Source organism: Myxococcus sp. RHSTA-1-4 (assembly GCF_020037125.1).
Lineage (GTDB): Bacteria > Myxococcota > Myxococcia > Myxococcales > Myxococcaceae > Myxococcus.
The window spans coordinates 522,136-547,786 of the sequence record NZ_JAIQDG010000001.1 but is presented as its reverse complement, the minus strand read 5'-3'; the positions used below and the strand labels follow the sequence as shown (position 1 = coordinate 547,786).

The following is a 25,651-nucleotide window of genomic DNA, read 5'->3' as shown; positions in this document are numbered from 1 at the left end:
CGGGGCGCGCCCCCGGGCGCGTGACGGTGTCTCACGCGGCCTGGATGACGCCGCTGGGCCCGGGCTGCCGGTGGGTGATGTCCGCCAGCACGCCCAGGACGCGGCCGATTCTCCCGTCCTCCGCGCGAGAGCGGGCCCGCAGCGCGTGCCGCCGCACCTGCCCGCCGGCCAACACCACGCGGTAGTCCAGCACCACCTCGCCCGGGGCCTCGGTGCAGCGGGCCAGCCGCTCCGCCACGCCCAGCCGGTCCTCCGGGTGCACGCGGGAGAGGAAGGTCCCCAGCGGCTCCTCCGCCGGCAGCTCCGCCTGTCCGAAGTGGGTCGCCGCGTTGCGCTCCCAGTGCAGCAGCCCCTCCGGCAGCCGCAGGTCGAAGAGCGTCAGCGACGCGGCGGACAGCGCCTGAATCATCCGCGCCTCGTTGCGCCGCAGCGCCTCCTCCATGGCCTTGCGCTCGGTGATGTCGCGGCTGATGCCGAACAGGCCGAACACCGCGCCCGAGTCGTCCTTCAGCACGCCCTTGGTGGACAGCCACACTCGCGGCTTGGGGCCTCGCTGCTGCACCTCCTCGTAGGTGAACGTCTGCCGGAAGGCCAGCACCTCGCGGTCGTGCGAGGCCGTGGTGCGCGCCTCCTCCGGCCACAGCTCCGCGTCCGTGTGGCCCAGCATCTCCTCCGCGGGCCTGCCCATCAGCCGCGCGCCGGCCGCGTTGATGCGCGTGTACCGGCCCGCCAGGTCCTTCGTGTAGATGGCGTCCGTGCAGCCCTGGAGCACGGCGTTGAAGAGCGCGCTGGTGCGCCGCAGGGAGTCCTCGGAGCGCCGGCGCTGGGTGATGTCGGCCAGGTACACCAGCAGCCCGCCGGGCGAGGGCACCGCCGTCACGCGGAAGTGGAGCTGGGGCGTGGAGAGACACTCCTCGAACTCCACGGTGCGCCCGGTGCTCAGCGCGCGCTGGAGCTGGCGGCGCAGCGCGGACTCGGGCTCGTCGCCGTAGGCGTCCCACAGCACACGGCCCAGCAGCTCCTCCCGGCTCTGTCCCAGCAGCTTCTCCGCGGCGCGGTTGGCGTGGCGGACCCGGAAGCCGCCATCCAGCGCGAGGAAGGCATCCGGCATGCACTCCACGTAGGCGCTCATCCGCTCCTCGAAGGCCTCTGCCTCCACGACGAAGCGCGCCTCCTCGGTGATGTCCGCCAGCCACACGGCCAGGCGGCCGTCCTCCATGCGCGCGGCCCGTGCTCGCATCTGGCGTGCCGCCTCACCCCCGCCCCAGGAGAAGGCGTGCTCGGTGCGCTGGCCGGTGGCCATGGTGGCGGTCCACGGCGCGTGCATGCCGGCCAGCGCGGGCCGTGTGGCCAGCAGCGGCTGGCCCGTGAGTCCGGGGCCCAGCAGCATCTCCGCGGCGGGGTTCGCGTAGTCGCAGAGGAAGTCGCCGGGCGCCTCGGCGCTGCCTCCGAGGGGACGGAGGGCGAGGAACCCATCCGGATTGAGTGCTTCGAGCGTGAATCGGCTGGGCGTCGAGTCCATGGCGGAGGGGGCAGGGGGCGTCTACAGAATGCGCTGGATGCCCGCGCGCCGCCGCACCGCGTCGCCGTACATGGAGAGTAGGTGACACCGGGGAATGTGTGTCGAGGGTTCGCGGGGGCTTGGGATGGGGTTGGTACGTAGGTCCGTGGGGTGATGGGCACGCGTTGACGCGGGGCTGCACCTGTGTTCAGGCTCTTTCTGGAGAGGTACGCATGGCCCCGCAGATCAGCCTCGACTTCGCCGCCGAGTGCGCGGCGCATCCCGCGCTGGCCCCGTTCCACCCGGTGGTGCGGCGCTGGTTCGCCGAGCGGCTGGGCGAGCCCAGCCGGCCGCAGGTGGAGGGCTGGCCGCTCATCCAGGCCGGCCACGACGTGCTCATCGCCGCGCCCACGGGCAGCGGCAAGACGCTCACCGCCTTCCTCGCCGCGCTGGACTCCCTCTTCCGGCTCGCGCTGGAGGGGACGCTGGAGGACCGCACCCAGGTGCTCTACGTGTCGCCCCTCAAGGCGCTGGGCAACGACGTGCAGAAGAACCTGCTCCAGCCGCTGGAGGAATTGCTCGCCCGCGCCCGCGCGGAGGGCTACCAGCCGAGGGAGTTGCGCGTGCAGGTGCGCAGCGGGGACACGCCCGCCTCCGAGCGCTCGCAGATGGTGCGCCGCCCGCCGCACATCCTCATCACCACGCCGGAGTCCTTCTACCTCTACCTCACCGCGGAGCGCGCCCGCGCCACGCTGCGCGGCGTGCGCACCGTCATCGTGGACGAAATCCACGCGCTGGCGCGCGACAAGCGGGGCAGCCACTTCGCCCTGTCCATGGAGCGGCTCAAGGCGCTCACCGAGGTGCGCCCGCAGCTCATCGGCCTGTCCGCCACGCAGAAGCCGCTGGACGCCATCTCCGCCTTCCTCACCGGCGCCTCCCACCGGGAGTGCCGGCGCGTGGAGGTGGGCCACCTGCGCCCATGGGACTTGACGCTGGAGATTCCGGACGCGGAGCTGTCGTCGCTCGCCACGCACGAGATGTGGGGGCAGGTCTACGACAGGCTGGTGGAGCTGACGGGCCAGCACCGCACCACGCTCATCTTCGTCAACACGCGGAAGATGGCGGAGCGCGTGGCGCATGATCTGGGCGAGCGGCTGGGGGAGGGGCTGGTGGCGGCCCACCACGGCAGCATGTCGCGCGAAATCCGGCTGGCGGCGGAGGAGAAGCTGAAGACGGGGCAGCTGCGCGCCATGGTGGCCACCGCGTCGCTGGAGCTGGGCATCGACGTGGGCAACGTGGACCTGGTGGTGCAGCTCGGCACCACGCGCGCCATCTCCGTGCTGCTCCAGCGCGTGGGCCGCGCGGGCCACCACAAGGCCGGCATCTCCAAGGGCATCCTCTTCGCGATGACGCGCGACGAGCTGATGGAGTGCGCCGCGCTCCTCAACGCCGTGCGCGAGGGCGACCTGGACACGGTCATCATCCCGCAGAAGCCGCTGGACGTGCTGGCCCAGCAGATTGTCGCGGCGTGCGCCTGCGAGGAGTGGGACGAGCGCGCCCTCTTCAGTCTCTTCCAGCGCGCGTACCCGTACCGCGACCTCACCTGGGAGGAATACCAGTCGGTGCTGGAGGTGCTGTCGGAGGGCATCGCCGCGGCGCGGGGCCGCGCGGGCATCCACCTGCACAGAGACCGCGTGAATCAGCGCCTCAAGGGCCGGCGCGGGGTGCGCATCACCGCGCTCACCAACGGCGGCGCCATTCCGGACACCTTCACCTTCAGCGTCACCGCGGAGCCGGAGGGCAAGGTGGTGGGCACGCTGGACGAGGACTTCGCGGTGGAGTCCTCGCCCGGGGACATCTTCCTGCTGGGCAGCACCGCGTGGCGGATTCAGCGGGTGATGGGCAGCACGGTGGTGGTGGAGGACGCGAAGGGCGCGCCGCCCAACGTGCCCTTCTGGCGCGGCGAGGCGCCGGGCCGCACGGACGAGCTGTCCGCCCAGGTGGGCCGCCTGCGCGAGGAATTGCTGAAGCGCGAGGACGCGGCGGGCTTCCTGGAGAAGGAGCTGCGCATGCCGCCGCCCGCGGTGGACGCGCTGATGGGCTACCTGCGGCTGGGGCAGAAGATGCTCGGCGCGGTGCCCAGCCACACCACGGTGGTGGCCGAGCGCTTCTTCGACGAGGCGGGCGGCATGCAGCTCATCATCCACGCGCCCTTCGGCAGCCGCATCAACCGCGCGTGGGGCATGGCGCTGCGCAAGCGCTTCTGCCGCTCCTTCGACTTCGAACTGCAGGCGGCGGCCACCGAGGACGGCATCCTCCTGTCGCTGGGCGAGCAGCACTCCTTCCCGCTGGCGGACATCTTCGACTTCCTCCACCCGGACAACGTGGAGGAGGTGCTGGTGCAGGCGGTGCTCCAGGCGCCGATTTTTGGCACCCGCTTCCGGTGGGTGGCCACGCGGGCGCTGGCGCTGCACCGGATGATGGGCGGCAAGCGCGTGGCGCCCAACCTCCAGCGCGCGCGCAGCGAGGACTTGCTGGCGGCCGTCTTCCCCGCGCAGGTGGGCTGCCAGGACAACCACGGGGGCGCCGACCTCGAGCTGCCGGACCACCCGCTGGTGAAGCAGACGATGGACGACTGCCTGCGCGAGGCGATGGACATCGAGGGCCTGCGCGAGGTGCTGCGGCGCATGCGTGACGGCCGCATCCGCCTGGAGGCGCGCGACGTGCCGGAGCCGAGCGTCTTCTCGCACGCGATGATTCACAGCCAGCCGTACACCTTCCTGGACGACGCGCCGGCCGAGGAGCGCCGCGTGCGCAACGTGGCCCTGCGCCGCGCCATGCCCGCCGAGGACGCGGCGGCCTTCGGCGCGCTGGACGCGGCGGCCATCACCACGGTGGTGGAGGACGCCGCGCCGCCCCTGCGCGACGAGGACGAGCTGCACGACGTCCTGTTGCAGTGGGTGCTGGTGCACGCCCACGAGGTGCCGCGCGGGCTGGAGGCGCCGCTGCTCGAGCAGGGGCGCGTGGCCTGGCTGGAGCTGCCGGCCGGCCGCTTCCTGGTGTCCGCCGAGCGGGGCAGCGCGCTGCGGGCGCTCTTCCCGGACGCGGTGACGCAGCCGCCGCTGCCGGTGCTGGCGCACGACAGGCCGGTGGAGCGCGACGCCGCCGTCCTCCAGGTGGTGCGCGGGCGCATGGAGATGCTGGGCCCCACCACCGTGGAGGAGCTGGCCCGGCTCACCGTGCTGGACGAGGGCGAGGTGAACATCGCCCTGCACACGCTGGAGTCCCAGGGCTCCGTGCTGCGCGGCCGCTTCCGTCCGCTGGAGTCGCCGCCGGCGCCGGGCGAGACACCGCCGCTGGAGTGGTGCGACCGGCGTCTGCTCCAGCGCATCCACCGGCTGACGGTGGGGCGGCTGCGCAGGGAAATCGAGCCGCTGAGCGCGCAGGACTTCATGCGCTTCCTCTTCCGGTGGCACCACCTGGAGGACGTGGACGCGCTGCGCGGCTCCACGGGGTTGCTCAAGGCGGTGCGCCTGCTGCAGGGGTACGAGGCGCCGGCCTCCGCGTGGGAGCGCTTCCTCCTGCCGGCGCGCATGCGCGGGTACACGCCGGACATGCTGGAGCGGGCCTGCTACTCGGGCGAGGTGGCCTGGGGCCGGCTGACGATGAAGGACGCGAAGCCCGCGCCGGGGCCGCGCCGGGGCGCGCCGGTGACACCGCCGGAGCCCGAGGCCGCTCCGCCGCCGCGCTCGCGGGCATCGCCCACGCGCAATGCGCCGCTGACCTTCGTGCTGCGCGAGGACCTGGAGTGGATGCTCACGTCGGCGCGGCCCCACGCCGTGCTGGCGGACGGGGACGTGTGGACGCCGCCGGACCTGAGCGCCGCCGCGAAGGACGTGGTGGCGGTGCTGGAGCGGCGCGGCGCGTGCTTCTTCCAGGACCTGGTGACGCGCGCGCGGCGGCTGCCCGCGGAGGTGGAGGACGCGCTGTGGGAATTGGTGGCGCGCGGGCTGGTGACGGCGGACGCGGTGCAGAACCTGCGCGTGCTCCAGAGCCCGGCGCACCGCAAGCGGCAGAAGCTGTTGCAGCGCGGCGGCCCGGGCCGCTGGAGCCTGCTGGCCCCGGCCGAGCCGAAGCCCGCGGACGAGGTGATGGAGTCGCTGGCGCGCCTGTTCCTCCAGCGCTACGGCATCGTCTGGAGGGACCTCGTCATGCGCGAGGCGCTGGCGCCCACCTGGCGCGAGTTGCTGTTCGTGTACCGGCGCATGGAGGCGCGCGGCGAGGTGCGCGGCGGCCGCTTCGTGGCGGGCTTCGTGGGCGAGCAGTTCGCGCTGCCGGAGGCGGTGGACATGGCGCGCGCCGTGCGCCGCCAGGCTCCGTCGGGCGTGCGGGTGCAGCTCTCCGGGGTGGACCCGCTCAACCTCACTGGTGTGGTGACTCCGGGGCCTCGCGTGCCCGCCATGCCGGGCAACGTCGTCACCTACGTGGACGGCGTGCCACGGGACGTCGACGCGCTGGAGGATGAGCCCGACGGCAACGTTGGCGAGGACACGGACGGCGGAAGCGGCGAGGTGATGGCGAGCTGAGAATCGATTTCCGCCCGTACTGGCAATGCTAGGGTGCCCCCACTGACCGTATTTCGAGGGGGTTGTACCGTATGCGTCGCCTGTTGCTCCTGGGTCTGCTTGTTCTGTCCTCCGCCTGTGATGATGGTGATGGTGATGGGCCGTCCGTCGGCAAGGGCACCATCCGTGGCGAGCTGACGCCCTTCCGCAGCAACAACGAGTCCGCGGAGGGTGGGGTCTCCCGCGCCATCCGCTCGCCGTTCGGCAAGGCCGACCTGGAGAAGGTGAAGGCCGCGGTGCGTGGGCAGCGCGCGCAGGGGTTGGGAACGACGGGCCCGGTGGTGACGGACCCGGGCCTGCCCATCGTCCGGCCCCCGGTGGGCGAGCCGCCGCTGGCGCGCATTCCGAAGACGGACCCCACGATTCCGGGAGACGTCATCCTGCGCTTCGAGGAAGCGGGCCTGCTGCCCGAGCGCGTGCTGGAGGCGGCGAAGCTCCCCGGCTACCGCGCGACGCACAAGGGCTACGCCAGCGAGTATCTGCACCTGGTGGGCTTCGAGGCGCTGGACGGCCACGCGGTGACGGCGGAGGAGACGCGCGGGCTGGTGGCGCAGCTCGCGAAGGTGCCGGGCGTGCGCTTCACGGAGAGCAACCTGCGCATGTACCCGCTGAAGGTGCCCAATGACAGGGCCTACAGCGCGCAGTGGCACTACCCCACGCTCAACCTGCCGGCCGCGTGGGACATCGAGTCGGACGCGACGGGCGTGGTGGTGGCGGTGCTGGACACGGGCATCGTCCCGCACCCGGACCTCGATAACCGCCGCCTGGCCGGCTACGACATGATTTCGGACACGGCCAACGCGGGGGACGGCAACGGCCGTGACAACAACCCGCTGGACCAGGGCGGCGACCTGCCCAACGGCGGCTCCTCGTGGCACGGCTCGCACGTGTCGGGCACCATCGCCGCGGAGACGAACACCAACACCAGCGGCGTGGCGGGTGTGGCCTGGAATGCGCGCATCCTCCCGGTGCGCGTGCTGGGCAAGGAGGGTGGCACCACCTTCGACATCGTGGCGGGCATGACCTGGGCCACGGGGGGCGGCGTGACGGGCGTGCCGGCCAACCCGAATCCGGCCAAGGTGGTGAACATGAGCCTGGGCGGTGAGGCGCCGCCGCAGCAGTCCTATCAGGACGCCATCAACGCCGGCACCGGCCGCGGCGCCATCTTCGTCATCGCCGCGGGCAACGAGAACATGGAGGCCAGCCGGAGCACGCCGTGCAACCAGAACAACGTCATCTGCGTGGGCTCCACCGGCCTGTCGGGCCGGCGCAGCAGCTTCTCCAACTACGGGTCGGCGGTGGACGTCATGGCTTCCGGCGGCGAGATGGTCGAGGACCTCAACGGCGACGACTACCCGGACGGGGTGCTGTCCACCGCGCGTGACGAGAACAACCAGCCGGCGTACACCTTCTCGCAGGGCACCAGCATGGCCGCACCGCACGTGGCCGGCGTGGTGGCGCTGATGGCGGCGCGGGCGGGGCAGGCGAACCTCACGCCCGCGCTGGCGGAGAGCATCCTGAAGGCCACCGCCACCGCCATCCCTGGCTCGCAGTGCCCGGGTGGCTGTGGCTCGGGCCTTGTCAACGCGAATGCCGCGCTCCAGCGCGTCGCCAACACGGACCCGGGCACCGTGCCTCCTCAGCTCGGTGTCGCCACCGCTTCGCTCTTCTTCCGGGGGAGCGGGACGCAGCAGCTCACGGTGAGCAACGTGGGTGGCAACCAGGGCGGGGACCTGACGGTGTCGGTGAGTGTCTCGGGGACGCAGGCCTCGCGGGTTTCCGTCTCTCCGAGCCAGGTGACGGTGCCGGCGTTCGGCACGGCCAATGTGAATGTGACGGTGGACGCGGCGGGGCTGGCGGATGGGGACTACACGGCGACCCTGAACCTGGCGGGCTCCGGTGCGGCGGGCTCGGCCTCGGTGGGGGTGCAGATTGCCGTGGGGGCCGCCGACGGCCTGGACGCCATCGTCGCCTTCGTGTGGCAGGAGGGGGGCGAGTGGCAGGCGTCGGAGGAGGCCATCACGGTGGCTCGCGCTTCGGCGAACTACGCGTACTCCATCGACCTGGAGCCGCGCACGTATTACGCGCTGGCCACCATCGACGAGGACCAGGACGGCGAGCTCTTCGAGGACGGTGAGCGCACCGGCTTCTGGCGCAACCTGGACACCTTCGAGCCGCTGGTGCTGGAGGAGGATGAGACCCTCAGCGGCGTGAGCTTCGACCTGCTGCCGCTGGCGCCCATCGAGGATGAGCCGGAGCTGGAGGTGGGCGCGGCGTGCTTCTCCGACCTCGACTGCTCCGGGGGCGTGTGTCTGACGAACTACCCGGGTGGGTACTGCACGAAGGACTGCAGCGACTCGGCATGTCCGGTGGGCTCCAAGTGCTACACCTTCTCGTCGGGCACGGCGGCGTGTCTGGCGACGTGTACGCAGGCGGTGGGCACGGGCCAGGGCGACTGCCGTCCCGATTACGTCTGCTACGAGGACAGCACGGGGGCGGGGTACTGCCAGCCGAGCTGTATCGGTACCGGCCTGAACTGCGCCGTGGGCAGCACCTGCGCCGCGGACGGCTTCTGCCGCTGAGTGAGGTACGGGTGAGCACGGCTCCCGGCCTTGTGAGGCCGGGAGCCCGTGTCAGCGGGTCTCCAGCTCGCGGAACGTGACGCCGTCCAGGCCGAGGCGCTGCACTGCTTCGACGAAGCGCTCGGTGACGAGGATGACCGTCCAGGCGTCGGTCATGCGGAACACGTCCACGCTGTCTGGCAGCGATGCGGCGTCGAGGACGATGGGCTCCGGGACCTTGAGTCGATCATTGCCGCAGGTGGGGCAGGGTGGCTTGCGGTCCGGTGGCAGGCAGGAGGGATGAAACCGGCCGTGCAGCTCCAGTTGCAGTTCCAGGAGTTCCGGCGGGTTCTTTCCACGGAAGCGCACGCTGAGGGGACAGCCCTGGAGGCCGCGGATTCCGGCGGCCTGAAGTTGTTCCAGTGCTTCACGCCGAAGATAGAGCGACCAGGAGTTCTGCATGAAGAGCGGACCGAACCGGCCCGAGCCTGAGCCGGTCCTCGGGCCGAACTGCGCTCCGGGTTTCAGCACGGCCCACGAAGGCGCGAACGGCCGTATCAGCTCGATCAGACGGGCGCTCTCCTCGCGCGGGACGGGCCACGGATTGGAGAGCCTCTTGAGCTCGCTCTCGGGCAGGCTGCACAGGTCCACACATGGGTACGCGAGCGACGGCGAGCCTCCACCCGCGCGGCACGTCGGGCAAGGCTGTACGCCCGGTAACCCCCAGCGATGCACGGCGTCGAGATTGCCCGTGTAGCCCAGGGACGTGTCTTCGGTGGCTTCGTAGAACTTCACGGTTCCTCTCTCGGCGGCGGCCGGCATGATGCGCGGACGATACCGCCGCCCGCAGTCCCACCCATCTCCGCCCGCCAGTGAACACGGAGGGCCCCAGGGCAGGAGAGGGGTGGACGGGTGGACACTCGCGGAGAGAGCCGGGTTCCCACCCTGAGGGGCCGGGGGCATCTTCCAACCACTTTGTCCCTGTTGCGGCGATTGAAGACCGAGACGCGCTCCCATCACGAGCGCACCGAGGCCGCGGTCCGGCTGATGGACTCGAACCTGACGCCCGCCGGCTACCGGCGCCACCTCGAAGCCCTCCACGGCTTCTACGTCCCGTTGGAGGCGGAGCTCTCCACCCGGCTGGCCGAGTCCGTGCCCGCCCTCCGCGCGCACGAGCGCTGGAAGGTGCCCCTGCTGGAGGCGGACCTGCGGGCGCTCGGCCACGACGAGGCCTCGCTCGCGCGGCTGTCCCGCTGCTCTCTGCTCCCATCGCTGTCCGGCGTGCCCGAGGCGCTGGGCTGCTTCTACGTACTGGAGGGCTCTACCCTTGGAGGCCAGCTCATCCTCCGCCACCTGCGCAGCCGCTTCGCGGACCTGCCCGTGGGCCCGTTCGCCTTCTTCAGCGCCTACGGCGAGGAGGTGGGTCCCATGTGGCGCGCCTTCGGCCAGGCCCTCACCCAGGCCGCGGCCGAGGCTGCCTCCGGCGACTTCGACGCGCGCGTGGTGAAGGGCGCGCGGGACACCTTCGATGCCTTCGGGGCCTGGCTGCTGCGGGAGACGGCGAATGCGTCCCCCCGCGACTGAGCTCGACCTCAGCCAGTGTGACCGGGAGCCCATCCACCTGCTCGGCGGCGTCCAGCCGCACGGCGTGCTGCTGGCCTTCCGCGAGCCGGACCTCGCCGTGACGGTGGTGAGCGCCAACACGGAGTCGCTGCCAGGCCTGCCACCCCAGGCGCTGCTGGACCAGCCCATCACCCGGGTGCTGGACGCGCCGGGCCTGCGCCGCGTGCGTGCCGGCACCGCCGCCGGGCCCGTGCGAGTCACGGTGGGCGGCCTCGCCTGCTCCGCGCTGCTGCATGACAGTGACGGCCTGTCCGTGCTGGAGCTGGAGCCCCTCGCCGGTGACGACACGAGCGCCGAGGAGGACGCCCTCGCCGCCGTGCACCGGCTGGTGTCGCCCCTGTCCGGGGCCCGGGGGACGTCCTCGCTCCTCCAGTCCACCGCGGACGCGGTGCGAGCGCTCACCGGCTTCGACCGCGTCATGGTGTACCGCTTCCACGCGGACTGGCACGGCGAGGTGGTGGCCGAGAGCCGCGCAGAGGGCGTGGACGGTTTCCTGGGCATGCACTTCCCGGCCAGCGACATCCCCGTCCAGGCCCGGGCCCTCTACACGCGCAACCCGCTGCGCCTCATCGCGGACGTGGGCGCCCGGCCCGTGGCGCTGGTGCCTCCCGTGTTGCCGGGCTCGGACCGCCCGCTGGACCTGTCCTGCGCCGCCCTGCGCAGCGTGTCCGAGGTGCACCTCGAATACCTGCGCAACATGGGCGTGGGCGCCTCCTTCTCCGTGTCACTCCTGAAGGACGGCGTGCTGTGGGGCCTCATCGCCTGCCACCACCTCTCGCCGCGCCACGTGTCCGCCGCGCGGCGCCAGGCCTGCGAGGTGCTCGCGCGGTTGTTGTCCCTTCAACTCGCCGCCGAGGAGCGCGGTGCCGAGGCCACCGCGCGCGCCCGCCGCGCTGGCCTCCAGGGCCGGCTCGTCACCCGCCTGGGCGAAGGACCCACGCTCGCCGTGGCGCTCGAGGCCCACCAAGAGCTGCTGCTGGAACTCACCGGAGCCACCGGCGCGGCGCTGCTGCTGGGGGATTCCCTCGACGCCGGGGCGGACGAGGCGCCCCTCCTCGCCGGGAAGACGCCCGGCGAGGGCGAGGTGCGGGCCCTGGCCGCGTGGCTCGCCACGGAGTCTGGCATGGGCGCCACCTTCCGGACGGAGCGCCTGGGCGCGAGCTTCCCCCGGCTTGCCGCGAGCACGGACGTGGCCGCGGGCCTGCTGGCGGTGCGGTTGGCTCCCGAGGCCCCGCGCTTCGTCCTCTGGTTCCGCCCTGAGGTGGAGCGCACCGTGACGTGGGCGGGCAACCCGCACCAGCCGGCGTGGCCGGAGCCGGGCCACGCGCGGTTGCACCCTCGCGGCTCCTTCGACGCGTGGCGCGAGCAGGTGCGCGGCGCGAGCGCGCCCTGGACGGCCGCGGACGTGGAGGCGGCGGAGTCCTTCCGGGGCGCGCTGGCGGGCGTGGTGCTGCGCCAGGCGGCGGAGCTGTCCCGCCTGTCGCGCGCCCTGTCCCGCTCCAACGCGGAGCTGGAGTCCTTCAGCGTCACCGTGGCGCACGACCTCAAGGAGCCGCTGCGCGGCATCCAGCAGTACACCTCCTTCTTCCTGGAGGACCACGGCGGCTCGCTCGACGCCGAGGGCCGCGAGCACCTCCAGTCCGTGGTGTGGCTCGCCCGGCGCGCCCAGGGGATGCTGGACGACCTCTTCGAGTTCAGCCGCCTGGGCCGCCTGGAGCTGGCCTGGCGGGAGGAGGACATGCAGGAGGTGGTGGAGGAGGTGCTCGCCACCCTTTCCGCGCGGCTGGAGGAGGGGCGTGTCGAGGTGCGCCTGCCCCGCCGTCTGCCCCGTGTCGCCTGTGACGCCGTGCGCATCCGCCAGGTCTGGTTGAACCTCCTCTCCAACGCGGCCAAGTACCAGGCAGCCGAGCCGCACTGGGTGGAGCTCGGCTACTTCGGGCCGGGGGAGCCGCGCCCGGGGGCGGCGGACCGTCCGGGAGCGCCCTACGTTTTCTTCGTGAGAGACCCCGGCATTGGCATCCCTTCGCAATTCCAGGAGGCCATCTTCGAGATGTTCCGGCGGCTGCACCCCGCGCAGGCCTATGGCGGGGGCTCCGGCGCGGGGCTCGCGATTGCCCGCCGGCTGGTGCGGCTGCACGGCGGCGACCTGTGGGTGGACTCCGCGCCGGGGCAGGGCTCCACCTTCTACTTCACGCTGGGGCGGGGACCGTGATGAGCGAGCAGCGCCCCCTGCTGCGGGTGGAGGCCAGCGGCGCGGATGCCGCCGCGCGGGCGCTCCAGGCCTCCTGGCTCACCGCGGCCCGGCGGCCCGGCACCGGAGGGCCGCCGTCATGAGTGGCCTGCGCGTGCTGATGGTCGACGACAGCCCGGCGGACCGGCTCGCCGTGCGCCGCGCCCTGGAGCGTGACGAGGAGTCGCGCTGGGTGCTGGACACCGCCACGTCGGCGGAGGAGGCCCTGCCGCGCATCATCGCCGCGCCGCCGGACGTCGTCCTGGTGGACTACCACCTGCCCGGCATGACGGGGCTCGGGTTGCTGCGCGAGCTCCAGTCGCGCATCCCCGGCGCGGTCCCCGCGGTGGTGATGCTCACCGGCAGCGGCAACGAGCGCGTGGCGGTGGACGCGATGAAGGCGGGCGCCCAGGACTATCTCGTCAAGGAGAGCTACAGCGCGGGCCGGCTGCGCCGCAGCCTGCTGGCCGCGGTGGACACGGTGCGCATGACGCGCGAGCTGGAGTCGCGCCGGGAGCGGGCCGAGCGGGCCGAGCGCGCCGCCGTCGAGGCGCTGGCGGTGCGCGACGAGCTGTTCGCCATGGCCACGCACGACCTCAAGGGGCCGCTGCAAATCATGGCCCTCAACGCCCAGTTGCTGCGCCGCCAGCTCCCCCAGGGCACCCTCACCACCGCGCAGGAGTCGCGGCTGGAGCACATCGTCCGCGCCGCGCACCGCATGAGCGAGCTCATCGACCACTTCCTGGAGGTGACGCGGAGCGAGATGCAGCCGCTGCGCCGCGAACGGTTGGATTTGCGCGCCCTGGTGGACTCCAAGGTGCACGCGATGGAGGCCTCCGCCCGGCACCGCTTCGTCCTGCACGCCGAGGGCGGTGACTTCACCGGGGACTGGGACGCCCAGGCCCTGGAGCGCGTGCTGGAGAACCTGCTGGGCAACGCGGTGAAGTACAGCGCCCCGGGCACCACCGTCACGGTGATGCTGGCCGTGGAGCCCGCCAGTCCCGTGGACCAGGTGCGGCTGGAGGTGTCGGACGAGGGCGTGGGCATCCCCGCCGGGGACCTGCCCCTCGTCTTCGAGCGCTTCCACCGCGGGAGCAACGTGTCCCCGGACGTCTCCGGCAGCGGCGTGGGGCTGGCCAGCGCGCGCCGCCTGGTGGAGCTGCACGGAGGCACCATCCACGTGGAGAGCCAGGAGGGCCGCGGCAGCACCTTCATCGTGCGCCTGCCGCGCGGCCTGCCGGAGCTGGAGTCCAGGGGCTCCGTGTCCGGCGCTCCCCCTGTCTCGCCCACGCCGTGAGCGCGGGCCCTACGGCACCGCCGGCATGCTGCCGCGGAGCATGAAGAAGATGACCACGCCCGTCACCGACACGTATACCCAGATGGGCGCCAGCCACCGCGTCACCTTGCGGTGCCGGGTGAACTCCTTCCTCCACGCGAAGTAGAAGGCCACCAGCGCCAGCGGCACCACCGACATGGACAGCAGCACGTGGCTGGCCAGGATGCTCAGGTACAGTCCGCGCCAGTCACCCACGTAGCGCGTGTCCCCGTGCACGAAGTGGTAGGCCAGGTAGCACACCAGGAAGAGCGCCGACGCCGCGAAGGCCGCCACCATCAGGTACTGGTGCGCCCGCCGCGCCCCGCGCTTCACCGCCACCCACCCCGCGATGAGCAGCGCCGCCGCCGTCGCGTTGAGGCCCGCGTTGACCGCCGGCAGGAAGCGCAGGTCCACCCCCTCCACCGGGCCTCCGCGTCTCACCAGCAGAATCCACGCGAGGAAGGCCAGCGCGGCGGCGGAGACCACGGCGGTGAACACGTAGAAGGCCCGGTCATTCACCCGGGCCGGCAGCGGGGCGGGAGCGGCGTTCGACATGACCCTCCTATCTCTCCCGGCACGCCCCCCGTTGCAACCGCCACCCCCTTGCACCAGCGACCCGACCCCACATGTCGGAGTAGCAATCGTTGCGCCATCGTTTGATATTCAACCAGAAAATCCAGCATACTCAGAAACAGTCACCCCCGACCCCCCCTCTCGGAGGTCCCCTTGGACCGTGTGCGTTGCCTTGCCGCCCTGGCCGGCGCCGCCTTCCTCCTGGCTCAGCCAGCAGCCGCTCAGGACGAAGCGGCCGTCTGCGCGCCAGTGGCGAAGGTGCCCCTGGAGCGTCACCTCCGTCAGCTCTCGTTGGACCTGCTCGGGCGTCCGCCCACCCATGAGGAGTATCTGGCCATCCAGGCCAAGGGCTCCATTGGCGCGGAGGACATCCGCGCGCTGATGGAGAAGGACGAGTTCTACGCCCGCATCCGCGCGTACCACCGGGCGCTGCTGCGCTCCAACATCTCCGCCAGCGTCTTCGACAACGGCAACTCGCGGATGAGCGGCACGGGCGCCGCTGACAGCGCCCTCGTGCTGAGCGGCAACTCCGCCAGCGCGCTGCGCGGCGCCAACAACGTCACCTGCGACGCCACCATCGAGCAGGACGCCTGCCTCACCGCGTCGCAGCCGGACAGCCACGCGGAGCCCCTCCGGACGCGGGTGACGAAGTGCCGGGACGACCACGGCGTCCCCATGCCCGTCACGTTCGACTATGACACCAACCTCCACCGCTGCACGCCGCTGGCCACCTTCACGGCGGGCGCCAACGCGGTGTCCACGTGCGAGGCGCTGAAGACGAGCACCGCCTGGGGCAAGTACCTCTTCTTCTGCGACGTGCGCGGGGCGGCCAGGGAGCCGTTCATCTGCGTGCCGGACCCGGGCAGGACGGCCACGGCCGCGCTGACGGTGGAGGAGCTGGATGCCAACGGCCGCCTCGTGGCCTTCAAGCACCCCAACCCCGCCTCCCGGCCGACCCTCACCGAGCTGAAGCGCTGCACGCTGGACCCCGACTGGCGCAATGGCGTCAAGGGCGACTACCTGCCCACGCGCGGCTGCCTCCAGCGCGAGGGCTACGTCATGGCGCAGACCCAGCCCTTCTGGGCCACGGCCACCACGCCCAACCCCGTCAAGGTGTGCGCGATTGAGGCGCAGAACCGCACCCACAACCCGTGGACCCTGGCGTCCTGCGAGACGGGCCGCTTCACCGGGGACCGGAGCTGTGGCTGTGGCGACCGCTTCCGCCGCTGCGAGGTCAACGCCATCTCCGCGCAGGGCGTCCGCGGCGTGCATGAGCTGCGCGTGGCCGCCTTCAACGAGGAGCCGCTGCGCATCGCCGAGTCGGTGGTGAAGCGGGACGAGCCCTACTTCAACATCCTCACCACGCGCCGCTCCTACGTGAATGGCACCCTGTCCGAGTTCTACCGGAACCGGCAGGGCGTGGGCATCTTCAACGTGACCACCCCCTCGGCCATGGAGGCGGTGCCCGCGGTGCCCTACGAGGAGAACGGCAGGTGGGAGGAGTACACGCGCGACGGGGAGCACGCCGGTGTGCTCACCACGCCCGCCTTCCTCTACCGCTTCCCCACGCAGCGCGCGCGGGTGAACCACTTCTACGAGGCCTTCCTCTGCAAGACGTTCTCCCCGCCGGCGGATGTCTCCCTGCCCGCGCCCGAGGACTCGTGCAACCGGGAGAACAACCTCGCGGTGCGCTGCGGCTGCAACTACTGCCACGCCACCATCGAGCCCACCGGCGCGCACTGGGGCCGCTACGCCGAGCGCAGCGCCCAGTTCCTGTCCCCGGAGCAGTTCCCCCGCTTCGACCCCAAGTGCCGTGACTGCGCCCTCAACGGCGACACCAACTGCGGCGGCGAGTGCGGCCAGTACGTCATGCAGGCGTACGACGGTGACGGCGCCAGCAGCCTGGGCATGCTGAAGACGTACCTCTACCGCACGCCGGACGAGGAGCAGAACATCGAGGCCGGCCCCCAGCTCCTCGTCCAGCGCATGCTGCAGACGGGCGACCTGGAGCGCTGCACGGTGAAGCGCATCTGGAACGAGTTCCTCGGCCGGCCGATGACGGCGGAGGAGCAGCGCATGTACCTGGCGCCGCTGTCGCAGGAGTTCGCGAAGAGCGGCCACCGCCTCAAGGCGCTCATCGAGCGGGTGGTGATGACGGACGCCTACCGGAGGATTGACTGATGCGCCGCCTCGTTCTTTCCGCCGCGCTGCTCGCGCTCGCCTCCGGCTGCATGAAGTCGGAGGAGAAGGCCACGCCTCCGCCGCTGGACGGTCAGCTCGAGCCCGTCGCCAACCCTCACCAGCCCGGTGACTTCGAGCCCCTGCCGGACCCGGAGGCCCAGGGCGGCAGCGTGGGCCGCCAGCCGCGCCGCCTCACCGTGTCCCAGCTCGACGCCGCCATCTTCCAGGCGGTGGGCCGCCGCTGGGTCACCCCCAGTGGCGACGGCATCGACGCCCGCGCCACCTCGCTGGGCCGCGCGGACTACGCGCTGGTGGCCAGCGAGAACACCGAGCCCAACCTCGTCTTCGCCAAGTTCCTGGAGGACGGCGCGCGCTACGTGTGCCTGGAGCAGGCGAAGGCCGAGGTGGCGCAGACCAACCCGGCGCTGCGCACGCTCAGCCGCACCCTGCCCGGGACGTGGGGGGACCTGCGCAAGCTGACCGACGCGCAGGTGCGCGAGTACCTCGTCTACAACTCCACGCGCTTCTGGGGCTCGCCGCTGGCCGGTGACGAGCTGACGAGGTGGGTGAACCTCTTCACCCAGGCCGCGGCCCGGGTGGAGACCGTGACCACGAACCCCAAGCCGCGGCACCAGGCACTGGCGGTGGTGTGCATCGCCATGCTGACCGACTCGCGGTTCATCACCTACTGACGCTCGGAGTGACAGCGATGAAGAAGAACCGCCACGACGAGACTGCCAACCCCGGGCGCCGCACCTTCCTCAAGGCCGCCGCCGGCTTCATGGGCTCCACCCTGCTGGGCGGGCTGCCCTTCCGCGCCTTCGCCCAGGCCGCGGAGCTGGCCCCCGCGGACCGCTGCTTCGTGTTCGTCTACTTCGCCGGAGGCTGGGACCAGCTCCTCGCCTTCGACCCGAGGGACCCGGCCGAGTTCACCGCCGACCGCGCGTCCGAGACGAAAATCCTCCCGGGCTACAACCTCATCAACGACTCGCGCTTCCTCGACCGGCCCATCCTCCCCGCGGAGCTGGCCGGCAAGCCCCGCTCCAACATCGAGTTCGGCCCCGCGGTGGGTGACAGCCTGGCGGCCCACTACGATTTGATGACCGTCATCCGCGGCATCAACATGAACACGCTGGGCCACGAGGTGGGCTACCGCTACTTCCTCACGGGCAAGCTCCCCATCGGCAGCGCGGCGCGAGGCTCGTCCACGGCGACCGAAATCGTCGGGCAGATGAAGCCGCGCGTGCCCATCGCCTCCATTGCCTACAACATCGAGTCGTACAATGACCGGTACGGGGGCTACGCCAACGCGCTGCGCGTCAGCCGCCGCGACGACCTGCTCCTGACGCTGAGGGCCAGCAACGACAAGCTGGACAGCGAAATCGAGAAGCAGCTCCTCGACTTCCGCGGGCAGCCGGTTACCTGCGAGGAGGCGGCATACGGCGCGCGCGGCGTGGGTACCACCTACGGCAACAGCCAGGAGCAGATGCGGCTGGTGCAGTCCCAGGGGCTGGACCAGGCCTTCAACTTCCTGAGCACCACCAACCCGGAGATGGCGGCCGTCCGCGCGCGCTACGGCCTGGACAACCAGGCCGCGGTGGACGGTGAGCGGGGCCGCGCCGCGCTGGTGGCCACCGCGCTCAAGAAGGGCATCGCCCAGTGCGTCACCATCAACCTCACGGGCAACCTGGACACCCACTTCGGTACCCAGCTCACCCACGCCAACAACCAGCGCCGCGGCTTCGACGCGCTGGCCAACCTGGTGGCGGACCTGCGCGAGAGCGACCACCCGTCCGGCGGGAAGTTCATCGACCACACCACCATCATGGTGTTCTCCGAGTTCTCCCGTACGCCGCTCATCAACGCCGCTGGAGGCCGGGACCACCACCTGTGCAACTCGTGCCTGCTCATCGGCGCGGGCATCAAGCACAACTACGTCTTCGGCAGGAGCGGTGACATCGGCATGTCCCCGGGCACGTTCGACCTGCGCACCGGCGCGGCGGACCCGAACGGTGAGAACATCTTCCCCGAGCACGTCATCGCCACGGTGCTGGCCTCGGCGGGGCTCGACTACAGCATCACCCGCGTGGACCCCCTGCGCCCCATCCTCGCCTGAGCCGTCATCCGCATGAGCATGCATCCGAGGACCGCCTCCTCCGTCGTCTCCCTGCTTCTCGCCGCCGTGGTGTCCAGCGCGTGCGGCGAGGACTCGCTCCCGCTGGACCGCCCGCAGCCCGCGGCCTTCCGTCCCACGGAGGTCCCGTCCAGCGTGGAGCTGGCCTCCACGCCGGGCTTCGCGGACCAGTCGGGCGGTGGTGTCTTCGCCAGCGCCTCGGGAGGGCTCGTCCGGCTGCGGCTGGACGGCTCGAAGGGCGCGCTGGAGCCGCATCCGGGCAACACCGTGGCCGCGGGCCGGGTGAATGCCATCTTCCGGCTGGGGCCGCACAGCGCGCTGGTGGAGGCGGAGAACGGCCTCTTCCTGGCGGAGTCCGGCTGGGTCATCGCCCCGCCGTGGCGGGACGCGCTGGGGACGGGCGTCATCGGCACCGCGCAGTCCGAGGACGGCGCGGTGTGGCTGGCGCACACCAGCGGCCTCTACCGTCTGCAGGAGGGGACGCTCGCCGCGCTGAAGGTGAACGGTGGCCCCCTCGTCGGCATCACCGCGATGGCGGCGGCGCCGGCGGCGGATGGCGCGCCGGGCGTCTGGTTCCTGCGCGAGGGGACGCTGAACGTGGCGGTGGCCACCAGCGCCACCACGTACCAGGTGCGCGGGGCGAGCGCGCCGCTGGACGCGGGCGAGGTGGTGGAGTCGATGGCGGGCCTGGGCCCCGCGGTGGGCACCTCCGGCGAGCTGTGGCTGCTCACCAACAAGCGGCTGCTGCGCCAGACGCGGGACGGCTGGCGCCAGGTGGACCTGGGCGCGCGGCCCACGCAGCTGCTGGCCTCGGGCCGCTTCCTCTGGGTGAAGTCCGACGACGCGCTGTTGCTCTACGACGCGGACGTGAACACGTGGGGCGTGGCCTCGGACCTGGACACGCGCGAGTTCCGCTTCCTCGCCGCGGACGAGAGCGGCTGCGCGTGGGTGCAGCTCGGTGGTGAGTCGGTGGCGGTGAGCCGCGCGCCGGTGCCGCGCGTGAAGGGGCTGTACCAGGGCATGCAGGTGGTGGAGGACGGGCTGGTGGTGAGCGCGGTGATTCCGCCGGGCACCGCGCCCCAGAGCGTCTTCTTCCAGGTGGACGGGACGGACGTGCCCACCACCGGCCCCCAGTACAGCCTGGGCGGCGCGGAGGCGGACGGCACGCTCAAGGCGTACTCCTTCGCGGGCCTGGACGCCGGGCGTCATGTGGTGGCCGTGGTGGCCCGCTTCGAGGACGGCACCGAGGCGACGCGCACGGTGCCCTTCGACTACCAGCCCCTCGACACGGAGCCGCTGAGCTGGGCGGCGGACATCCGCCCCATCCACGAGGCGCGCTGCGCGAAGTGCCACACCACCACCCCGGGCCGGCCGCTCAACACCTACGAGCTGTGGAAGGCCAACGCGGCGCTCATCACCGCCGCCGTGAGGGACCAGCGCATGCCCGCCGACGGGCCCATGGACCCGCAGCTCATCACCCGCATCCAGCGCTGGGCCGCGTCCGGCGCGAGGCCCTGAAGCACCTGGCCGTACTCCGTTTCGAGGCACCCGACATGATTCGACTGACCCGCGCGGCCCCCCTCCTCGCGCTCCTCACCGCGGCCTGCTCGGATGAGCTGGAGCCCGCGCGCGTGGTTCCGCTGCCCCCCACGGTGGACCAGTGCACGGGCCTGCCCCCGCTGGCGCTCACCGCCGAGCCCGCGCGCGTGCGCGTGTCCGCCCCGGTGTCGCTGGTGGCCTCCGGCGGCAGCGGCCACTACCGCTACCTGCTGGAGCCGGGCGGCTCGTCCGGAGAGGTGGTGGGCAACCGCTTCGTCGCGGGGCGCACCCCGGCCACCGACACGCTGGTGGTGGAGGACGCGAAGTGCCCCGGCGACGCCCGCGCCACCGTGACGGTGGTGGCCGCCTTCGACGTGGCGCCCGCGCGCGCCGAGCTGCCGCCGGGCACCTCCTTCCAGATTGCCGTGGACGGGCTGCTGGGCTCGCCCACGTACACCCTGACGCGGGGCGACTCCGGGGCCACGCTGACGCCGGAGGGCGTCTACACGGCCGGCTCGCGCGACGGCGTGGACCTGGTCACCGTGCGCGACTCGCTGACGGGCGACGAGGCGCTGCTCGAGTATCAGGTCCGCGCGGGCACGCGGCTGGCGGGCGACCCGGCGTTCCTCGCCGTGCCCTCCGGCGCCTCGGTGCCGCTGGCCACGCGCGGCGGCAGTGACCGGGTGAGCTGGACCAAGGTGTCCGGCCCCGGAACGCTGGCGGACGGGCGCCTGTCGCTGGAGCCGGGCGCCACCGGGGTGACGGTGCTGAGCGCGACGGACCCCTTCACGAAGCAGATGGCGCAGGTGTCGGTGCGCGTGCTGGACGAGCTGACGCGCCCGGTGCTGGCGCATGGCCGCCTCACGGACGTGGCCAGCATGGTGACGGCCGACTTCGACGGAGACGGGACGCAGGACCTGGCGGTGGGCCAGCGTGAGAGTGATTTGTCCCGGCCGAGCGGCGGCGCCGTCTTCATCTTCAAGGGCGGCCCGGACGGCCTGCCGGCGCAGCCCACGTGGGTGCTCACCGGCAGCACGGACACCGCGGCCTTCGGTGACGTGCTGGCGGCGGGTGACCTGGACCGGGACGGGCGCGCGGAGCTGGTGGTGTCCTCGCCGGGCGCGGACGTGGCCGTCAGCAACGCGGGCGCGGTGTACCTCTACACCTTCAAGGGCGGCACGCCGGCCCCGCTGCGCCAGCAGCTCACCGGCCTCTTGAGGGAGGCCGCGTTCGGCGCGGGCCTGGCCATCGTCGACATCGACGGGGATGGAGACTTGGACCTGGTGGCGGGCGCGCCGGCCGGAGACCTGTCGCCCACCCAGGCCATCAACAGGCGCGGCACGGTGGACATCTACCTGTCCGAGGCCAGCAGCCCGGTGCCGGACCTGCCGACGATGCGGCTGGGCGGCTCGGACCTGACGCGGGACGGCGCGCTGGTGGCGCGCAGCAACTCGGACCTGGGGCGCGCGGTGGTGGCGGCGGACTTCAACGCGGACGGCCGCGTGGACCTGGCGGCGCTCGGCCGTGTGTCGCGCTACGCGGCGGATGGCAGCGTGTCGGGTTCGCAGGTGGCCATCTCCGTCTTCTTCGCGCGGGCGGACGGCTCCCGCTTCCGCGCCTCGCCCGACGTGTACGTGCTGCCCGCCAACCTCGCGGACAGCTCCGAGGGCACGTGGCGGCTGGGCGCCATTCCCGGTGAGGGCTCGCGGCCGCCGCTGCTGCTGGCGGTGGCGGACGCGCTGAACTCGCCGGACCTGCGCTCCAGCGGGGGCGTCCAGTCCGGCACCGACTCGGGCGGCGCGCTGCTGTTCGACCTGAGCGACCGGAAGCCCTCGGGCGAGCCGCCGGCCACGCCCCCGCAGGTGACTCGGGAGCAGGCCTTCGCCCGCATCTACGGTGACGCGGGCTTCATCAACGCGGGCCGGAGCTGGGCGGTGATGGACGTGGACGGCCAGCCGGGGCCGGAGCTGCTGCTGGGCGCGCCGAGGGCGTCGGGCACGGCGCCCAACAACGCGCAGCGCTGGATTGGCAAGGTGCTGGTGTACCCGCTGGCGACGCTGGCGAAGGGCAGCGAAATCAACAAGCCGCTGGCCTCGCTGAACGGGGCGGCGAAGTCGGACACGCTGGGCGCGGGCCTGGCGGCGTGGAACCTGCCCGGGGGCACGGCGCTGGTGGCCTTCTCGGGCCGGGCCTCGTCGGAGCAGGGGGCCTTCACCGGACGGGTGGAGCTCTACCAGCGCACGGGTGCGTCTCTGGCGGAGTGGACGCGCACGGGCGTCATGGTGCCGGCGAAGCCGAGCGTGGAGCGCTACGGCGAGACGGTGGCGGTGGCCCTGGGGCCCCAGGGCCGCGCCGTGACGGCGGTGGGCGCGCCGGGCTGGTCCGGCATGGGAAGCAACAACGATGGCGACGCGCTCTCCATTGGCCGCGCGTACCTGTATGACGTCACCCAGCCGGCCGCCGGCCGCGTGGTGGAGGAGGGCGCTCCTTCGCCCAGCCGCGCGGGACGGGGCGTGGGCGCGGACGTGGCCTTCACGGACTTCAACGGTGACGGCCGGGTGGACCTGGCGGTGGGGGCGACGACCTTCTACGTGCCGGGCACGGGCACGGCCAGCTCCAACACGGAGCTCAACAACACCTACGCCAGCGTCAACGCCGCGTGTGTCACCAGCGGCAACCAGACGCTGGGCGGCGTGCTGGTGTCGCTGGGGCAGGCGGACGGCACCTTCAAGCCGGCGTACCGGCTGTGGGCGCCCTCGCTGATTGCCGGCTGCACGCCGGAGACGGACTCGCGGTGCAAGCGCACCGTCATCGGCCGCGGGCTGGTGGGCGGCTTCGACTTCAACAACGACGGGAAGGAGGACCTCGGCGTCCTGCGCGATGACGGCTTCGAGCTGTTCCTCGGCCGCGCGCCGGAGGACGCCTCGCTGGCGAAGCTGACCATGGGCTGCGACCCCGCCTACTCGTGGGAGTCGATGAACATCCAGACGTCCGTGCCCGCATCGCTGGAGGACCTGAACGGCGACGGCTGTGACGAGGTGGCGTGGCGCTACGCGGAGGGCACCCGCTCCGGCGTGGCCATCCTCTTCGGCTTCGACACGGGCGGCGCGCGCTGCGGCGGGCGCACCACGGGCACCGTGCTGCGGGTGGCCGGGGACAGCGAGCGGAACCTGAGCAACCTCGGCCTGGGCGTGGCCATTGCCCGGGCCGGCCGGTTCCTGAACGACACGCGCGACTTCGTGGCCATCAGCGCCACCAGCCTCCCCTTCAACGGGGTGACGCAGCCGGTGGTGCTCCTCTTCGACAAGGCCGAGCTGCTGGCGGAGATGCAGAAGCGGCAGACGGCGGGAGAGCCGCTGGTGATTGGCGCGCTCGGTGATGGGCTGGAGCCGGTGACGCTGGTCCACCGCACCCGCGCGGTGAGCTTCGGCGCGTCCCTGGCGGGCGGCCGGGATTTGACGGGCGACAGCGTGCCGGACCTGCTGGTGGGCGCGCCGGGCGCCTCGGCGGCCTCGGACGGCGGAGGCGCGGTTTTCCTGTATGCCGGGGGGCGCGGCCAGGAGGGCGCGCTTTCCCCATTCCTCATGGTGGTGGGAGATGGAACGGAGCGCAGCGCTCTCGGACAAGACATGGCGCTGATGTCCGGGAGTGGAGGCTCGCTCCCCATGCTCCTCATCGGCGCGCCTCGCAGCTACCGCACCGGGACGCAGAACGGCACGGCCTTCGCCCTGCCGCTCGGCTTCTAACAGGGCGAGAGTGACTCGGTGGTCTCCGCGGTGGAACGGGCCTATCATCATTCCGTTCCAAGCGTAGGAGTGCCATGTCACGGGAAAAACAGTGGGAGTTCGGCGAGCAGCGGGCGTGGGTAGAGCTCCCGGACATCCTCTGGGCGCGGTTCCGGGGCGCCGTCACGCTGGAGACGTCGCAGTGGTCCTGCGGCGTCTACCGGGAGATGTCCGAGGCCGGGCGCTTCTACCTGGCGGCGGAAATCACCGGCTCACACCTGAGCCCGGAGTCGCGCCGCTACCTCGTGGAGCACGCGAAGGCGGACTGGTTCCGCGGCATCGTCTACATCGGCGCGGGGCTGGACCAGAAGGCGTCCACCAAGAGCCTGATGGTGGGCTCCATCCTCAGCGGCGGGAAGCCGCTGGACGTGTTGTACGTGGACTCGCCGGAGCAGGCCCGCGAGTGGATTGCGCAGCACCGCGCCTTGAATCCGGAGCGCTCCCGCTGACGCTCAGCGCGCGTTGGCTTCACCCGTGGGCGCCGCGGCTCCTCCAGCGGCAGGGCCCCTGAACGTCTGGCATCCAGCGTGCCACCGGCGAATCCCGTGCTGGGAGGCAGGGATGAGAGGCACGCGCCCCGGGCCCCCACCCACTGTCCGGAGAGCCGCCAGCCAACCGGGCCCCACTGAGACCGGGCTCGGGACGCGTGTCTGTGCCTTGCTGCACACCCCTCATTCTCAAGGGTAGGGGCTCTGTCGCGCATTGCATGTCACACGTCCGGGGCCGCCGGGAGGGGATGCGGGCAGGCCGGCTGCCCCCGGGCGCGCGCGTGAGCATCGTCTCTGCCCGGAGGGTGCATGGGGTCCGAAGCCATCGGCTGGTTCAGCTCGTTCGTCCTGGTGCTGACCATCGGCAAGCAGGTCCACAAGCAGTGGAAGTCCGGCTCCAGCCAGGGCGTGTCCAAGTGGCTCTTCGTGGGGCAGATTACGGCCTCCACGGGCTTCACCATCTACAGCTTCCTGGTCCGCAACTGGGTCTTCGTGGTGACCAACGCCCTGCTGTTGCTGAGTGCCTTCCTGGGCATCCTCATCGTCTTCAAGCACCGCCGAGCGGAGCGCCGGCGCGGGGTGTCGGGCTCGAGGGCCGGGGGCCCCGGGGCCGCCCAGCCCGCCCATGCGTGAGGCCCCGGCTCTCCCGCGCGGCGCCCGCCCCTCCGGAAGGAAGAGGGGAGGGGGAGGACTTCAGCTCAGCGGACGCAGGTTCTCCTGCCGGCGCAGCTCGTCCGCGGACTTGATGACGGAGGCGTGGTCGCCGTGTTTCACGCGCTGCTCCTCGTCGTACGGCGCGGAGAAGGTCTTCACGATTTTGTTGTAGATGGCGAACGCCACCACGGTCGGAGCCCACTGGCCCACGAAGAGCGCCGCCTGCTTGCGGCCCAGCGCCATCAGCGTCGCACTGGCCAACACGGAGCCCAGCGCGAGCCCGAGCAGGCCGATGGACGGGATGTGCCTGGTCGCGCTCTCGAAACGGGTGGTGGCGAGGTCCTCGTTCTTCATGTCGTTCCTCCGGCGGAAGGGTTGCGCGTCAAAAGTGCGCATGCCGCGTCCGGTCTCCCCCGGGGGCCTGCCTGCCTGCCCTCGGGCC

17 protein-coding genes are annotated in these 25,651 nt (G+C 72.1%); 13 read left to right on the top strand and 4 right to left on the bottom strand.

Translation table 11 applies throughout. From position 1 onward, the window contains the following. Window positions 1-31 precede the first annotated feature (31 nt). Window positions 32-1,522, bottom strand: a complete 1,491-nt coding sequence (locus K8638_RS02240) for a PAS domain-containing protein (RefSeq protein WP_223752706.1) — start codon at window positions 1,520-1,522, stop codon at window positions 32-34. 212 nt (window positions 1,523-1,734) lie between these two features. Between K8638_RS02240 and K8638_RS02235 the strand changes: the two genes are divergently transcribed. Together K8638_RS02235 and K8638_RS02230 are read left to right on the top strand one after the other, a co-directional pair. Next, entirely contained in the window at window positions 1,735-6,087 is a 4,353-nt protein-coding gene (locus tag K8638_RS02235; RefSeq protein WP_223752705.1) for a DEAD/DEAH box helicase, read from the top strand. Window positions 6,088-6,158: 71 nt separating this feature from the next. Next, a complete protein-coding gene (locus K8638_RS02230; RefSeq protein ID WP_223752704.1) occupies window positions 6,159-8,708 on the top strand; it encodes a S8 family peptidase in 2,550 nt (849 codons plus the stop codon). A gap of 51 nt (window positions 8,709-8,759) precedes the next feature. Here the strand turns inward: K8638_RS02230 and K8638_RS02225 are convergent, their stop codons facing one another. Then, entirely contained in the window at window positions 8,760-9,482 is a 723-nt protein-coding gene (locus K8638_RS02225; protein WP_223752703.1) for a double-CXXCG motif protein, read from the bottom strand. Window positions 9,483-9,662: 180 nt separating this feature from the next. Here K8638_RS02225 and K8638_RS02220 point away from each other — a divergent pair, with 180 nt between their 5' ends. From K8638_RS02220 to K8638_RS02210, 4 genes are read left to right on the top strand one after another with little or no spacing between them, the layout of a single operon-like run. Continuing rightward, on the top strand, window positions 9,663-10,271 hold the full coding sequence (locus K8638_RS02220; protein WP_223752702.1) for a biliverdin-producing heme oxygenase: 609 nt from the start codon (window positions 9,663-9,665) through the stop codon (window positions 10,269-10,271). Then, window positions 10,252-12,522 (top strand): ATP-binding protein, encoded by a 2,271-nt coding sequence (locus K8638_RS02215; RefSeq protein ID WP_223752701.1) that lies wholly within the window; start codon window positions 10,252-10,254, stop codon window positions 12,520-12,522. The genes K8638_RS02220 and K8638_RS02215 overlap by 20 nt, the downstream gene beginning before the upstream one ends. Continuing rightward, a complete protein-coding gene (locus tag K8638_RS44470; protein ID WP_255662323.1) occupies window positions 12,522-12,644 on the top strand; it encodes a hypothetical protein in 123 nt (40 codons plus the stop codon). The genes K8638_RS02215 and K8638_RS44470 overlap by 1 nt, the downstream gene beginning before the upstream one ends. Beyond that, on the top strand, window positions 12,641-13,837 hold the full coding sequence (locus K8638_RS02210; protein ID WP_223752700.1) for a hybrid sensor histidine kinase/response regulator: 1,197 nt from the start codon (window positions 12,641-12,643) through the stop codon (window positions 13,835-13,837). Before K8638_RS44470 ends, K8638_RS02210 begins: the two co-directional genes overlap by 4 nt. 9 nt (window positions 13,838-13,846) lie before the next feature. Here K8638_RS02210 and K8638_RS02205 read toward each other — a convergent pair whose 3' ends face one another. Further along, window positions 13,847-14,410, bottom strand: coding sequence for a DUF420 domain-containing protein (locus tag K8638_RS02205; RefSeq protein WP_223752699.1), 564 nt, complete (start codon window positions 14,408-14,410; stop codon window positions 13,847-13,849). A 171-nt stretch (window positions 14,411-14,581) separates the two neighbouring features. Here K8638_RS02205 and K8638_RS02200 point away from each other — a divergent pair, with 171 nt between their 5' ends. From K8638_RS02200 to K8638_RS02170, 7 genes are all read left to right on the top strand, one after another. After that, entirely contained in the window at window positions 14,582-16,609 is a 2,028-nt protein-coding gene (locus tag K8638_RS02200; protein WP_223752698.1) for a DUF1585 domain-containing protein, read from the top strand. Beyond that, window positions 16,609-17,301, top strand: coding sequence for a hypothetical protein (locus K8638_RS02195; RefSeq protein WP_223752697.1), 693 nt, complete (start codon window positions 16,609-16,611; stop codon window positions 17,299-17,301). Before K8638_RS02200 ends, K8638_RS02195 begins: the two co-directional genes overlap by 1 nt. Before the next feature lie 17 nt (window positions 17,302-17,318). After that, window positions 17,319-18,725: a DUF1501 domain-containing protein gene (locus K8638_RS02190; RefSeq protein ID WP_223752696.1), complete on the top strand. Its 1,407-nt coding sequence runs from the start codon at window positions 17,319-17,321 to the stop codon at window positions 18,723-18,725. 12 nt (window positions 18,726-18,737) lie between these two features. After that, window positions 18,738-20,261, top strand: coding sequence for a hypothetical protein (locus K8638_RS02185; protein WP_223752695.1), 1,524 nt, complete (start codon window positions 18,738-18,740; stop codon window positions 20,259-20,261). A 35-nt stretch (window positions 20,262-20,296) separates the two neighbouring features. After that, the gene (locus K8638_RS02180; protein WP_223752694.1) at window positions 20,297-24,028 is read left to right on the top strand and encodes a VCBS repeat-containing protein; all 3,732 of its coding nucleotides are present in this window, start codon (window positions 20,297-20,299) and stop codon (window positions 24,026-24,028) included. A 74-nt stretch (window positions 24,029-24,102) separates the two neighbouring features. Further along, a complete protein-coding gene (locus tag K8638_RS02175; protein ID WP_223752693.1) occupies window positions 24,103-24,516 on the top strand; it encodes a hypothetical protein in 414 nt (137 codons plus the stop codon). Between the two features lie 348 nt (window positions 24,517-24,864). Next, window positions 24,865-25,188, top strand: coding sequence for a hypothetical protein (locus tag K8638_RS02170; RefSeq protein ID WP_223752692.1), 324 nt, complete (start codon window positions 24,865-24,867; stop codon window positions 25,186-25,188). Between the two features lie 60 nt (window positions 25,189-25,248). Here K8638_RS02170 and K8638_RS02165 read toward each other — a convergent pair whose 3' ends face one another. Further along, entirely contained in the window at window positions 25,249-25,563 is a 315-nt protein-coding gene (locus K8638_RS02165; protein WP_223752691.1) for a hypothetical protein, read from the bottom strand. Between the last annotated feature and the right edge of the window lie 88 nt (window positions 25,564-25,651).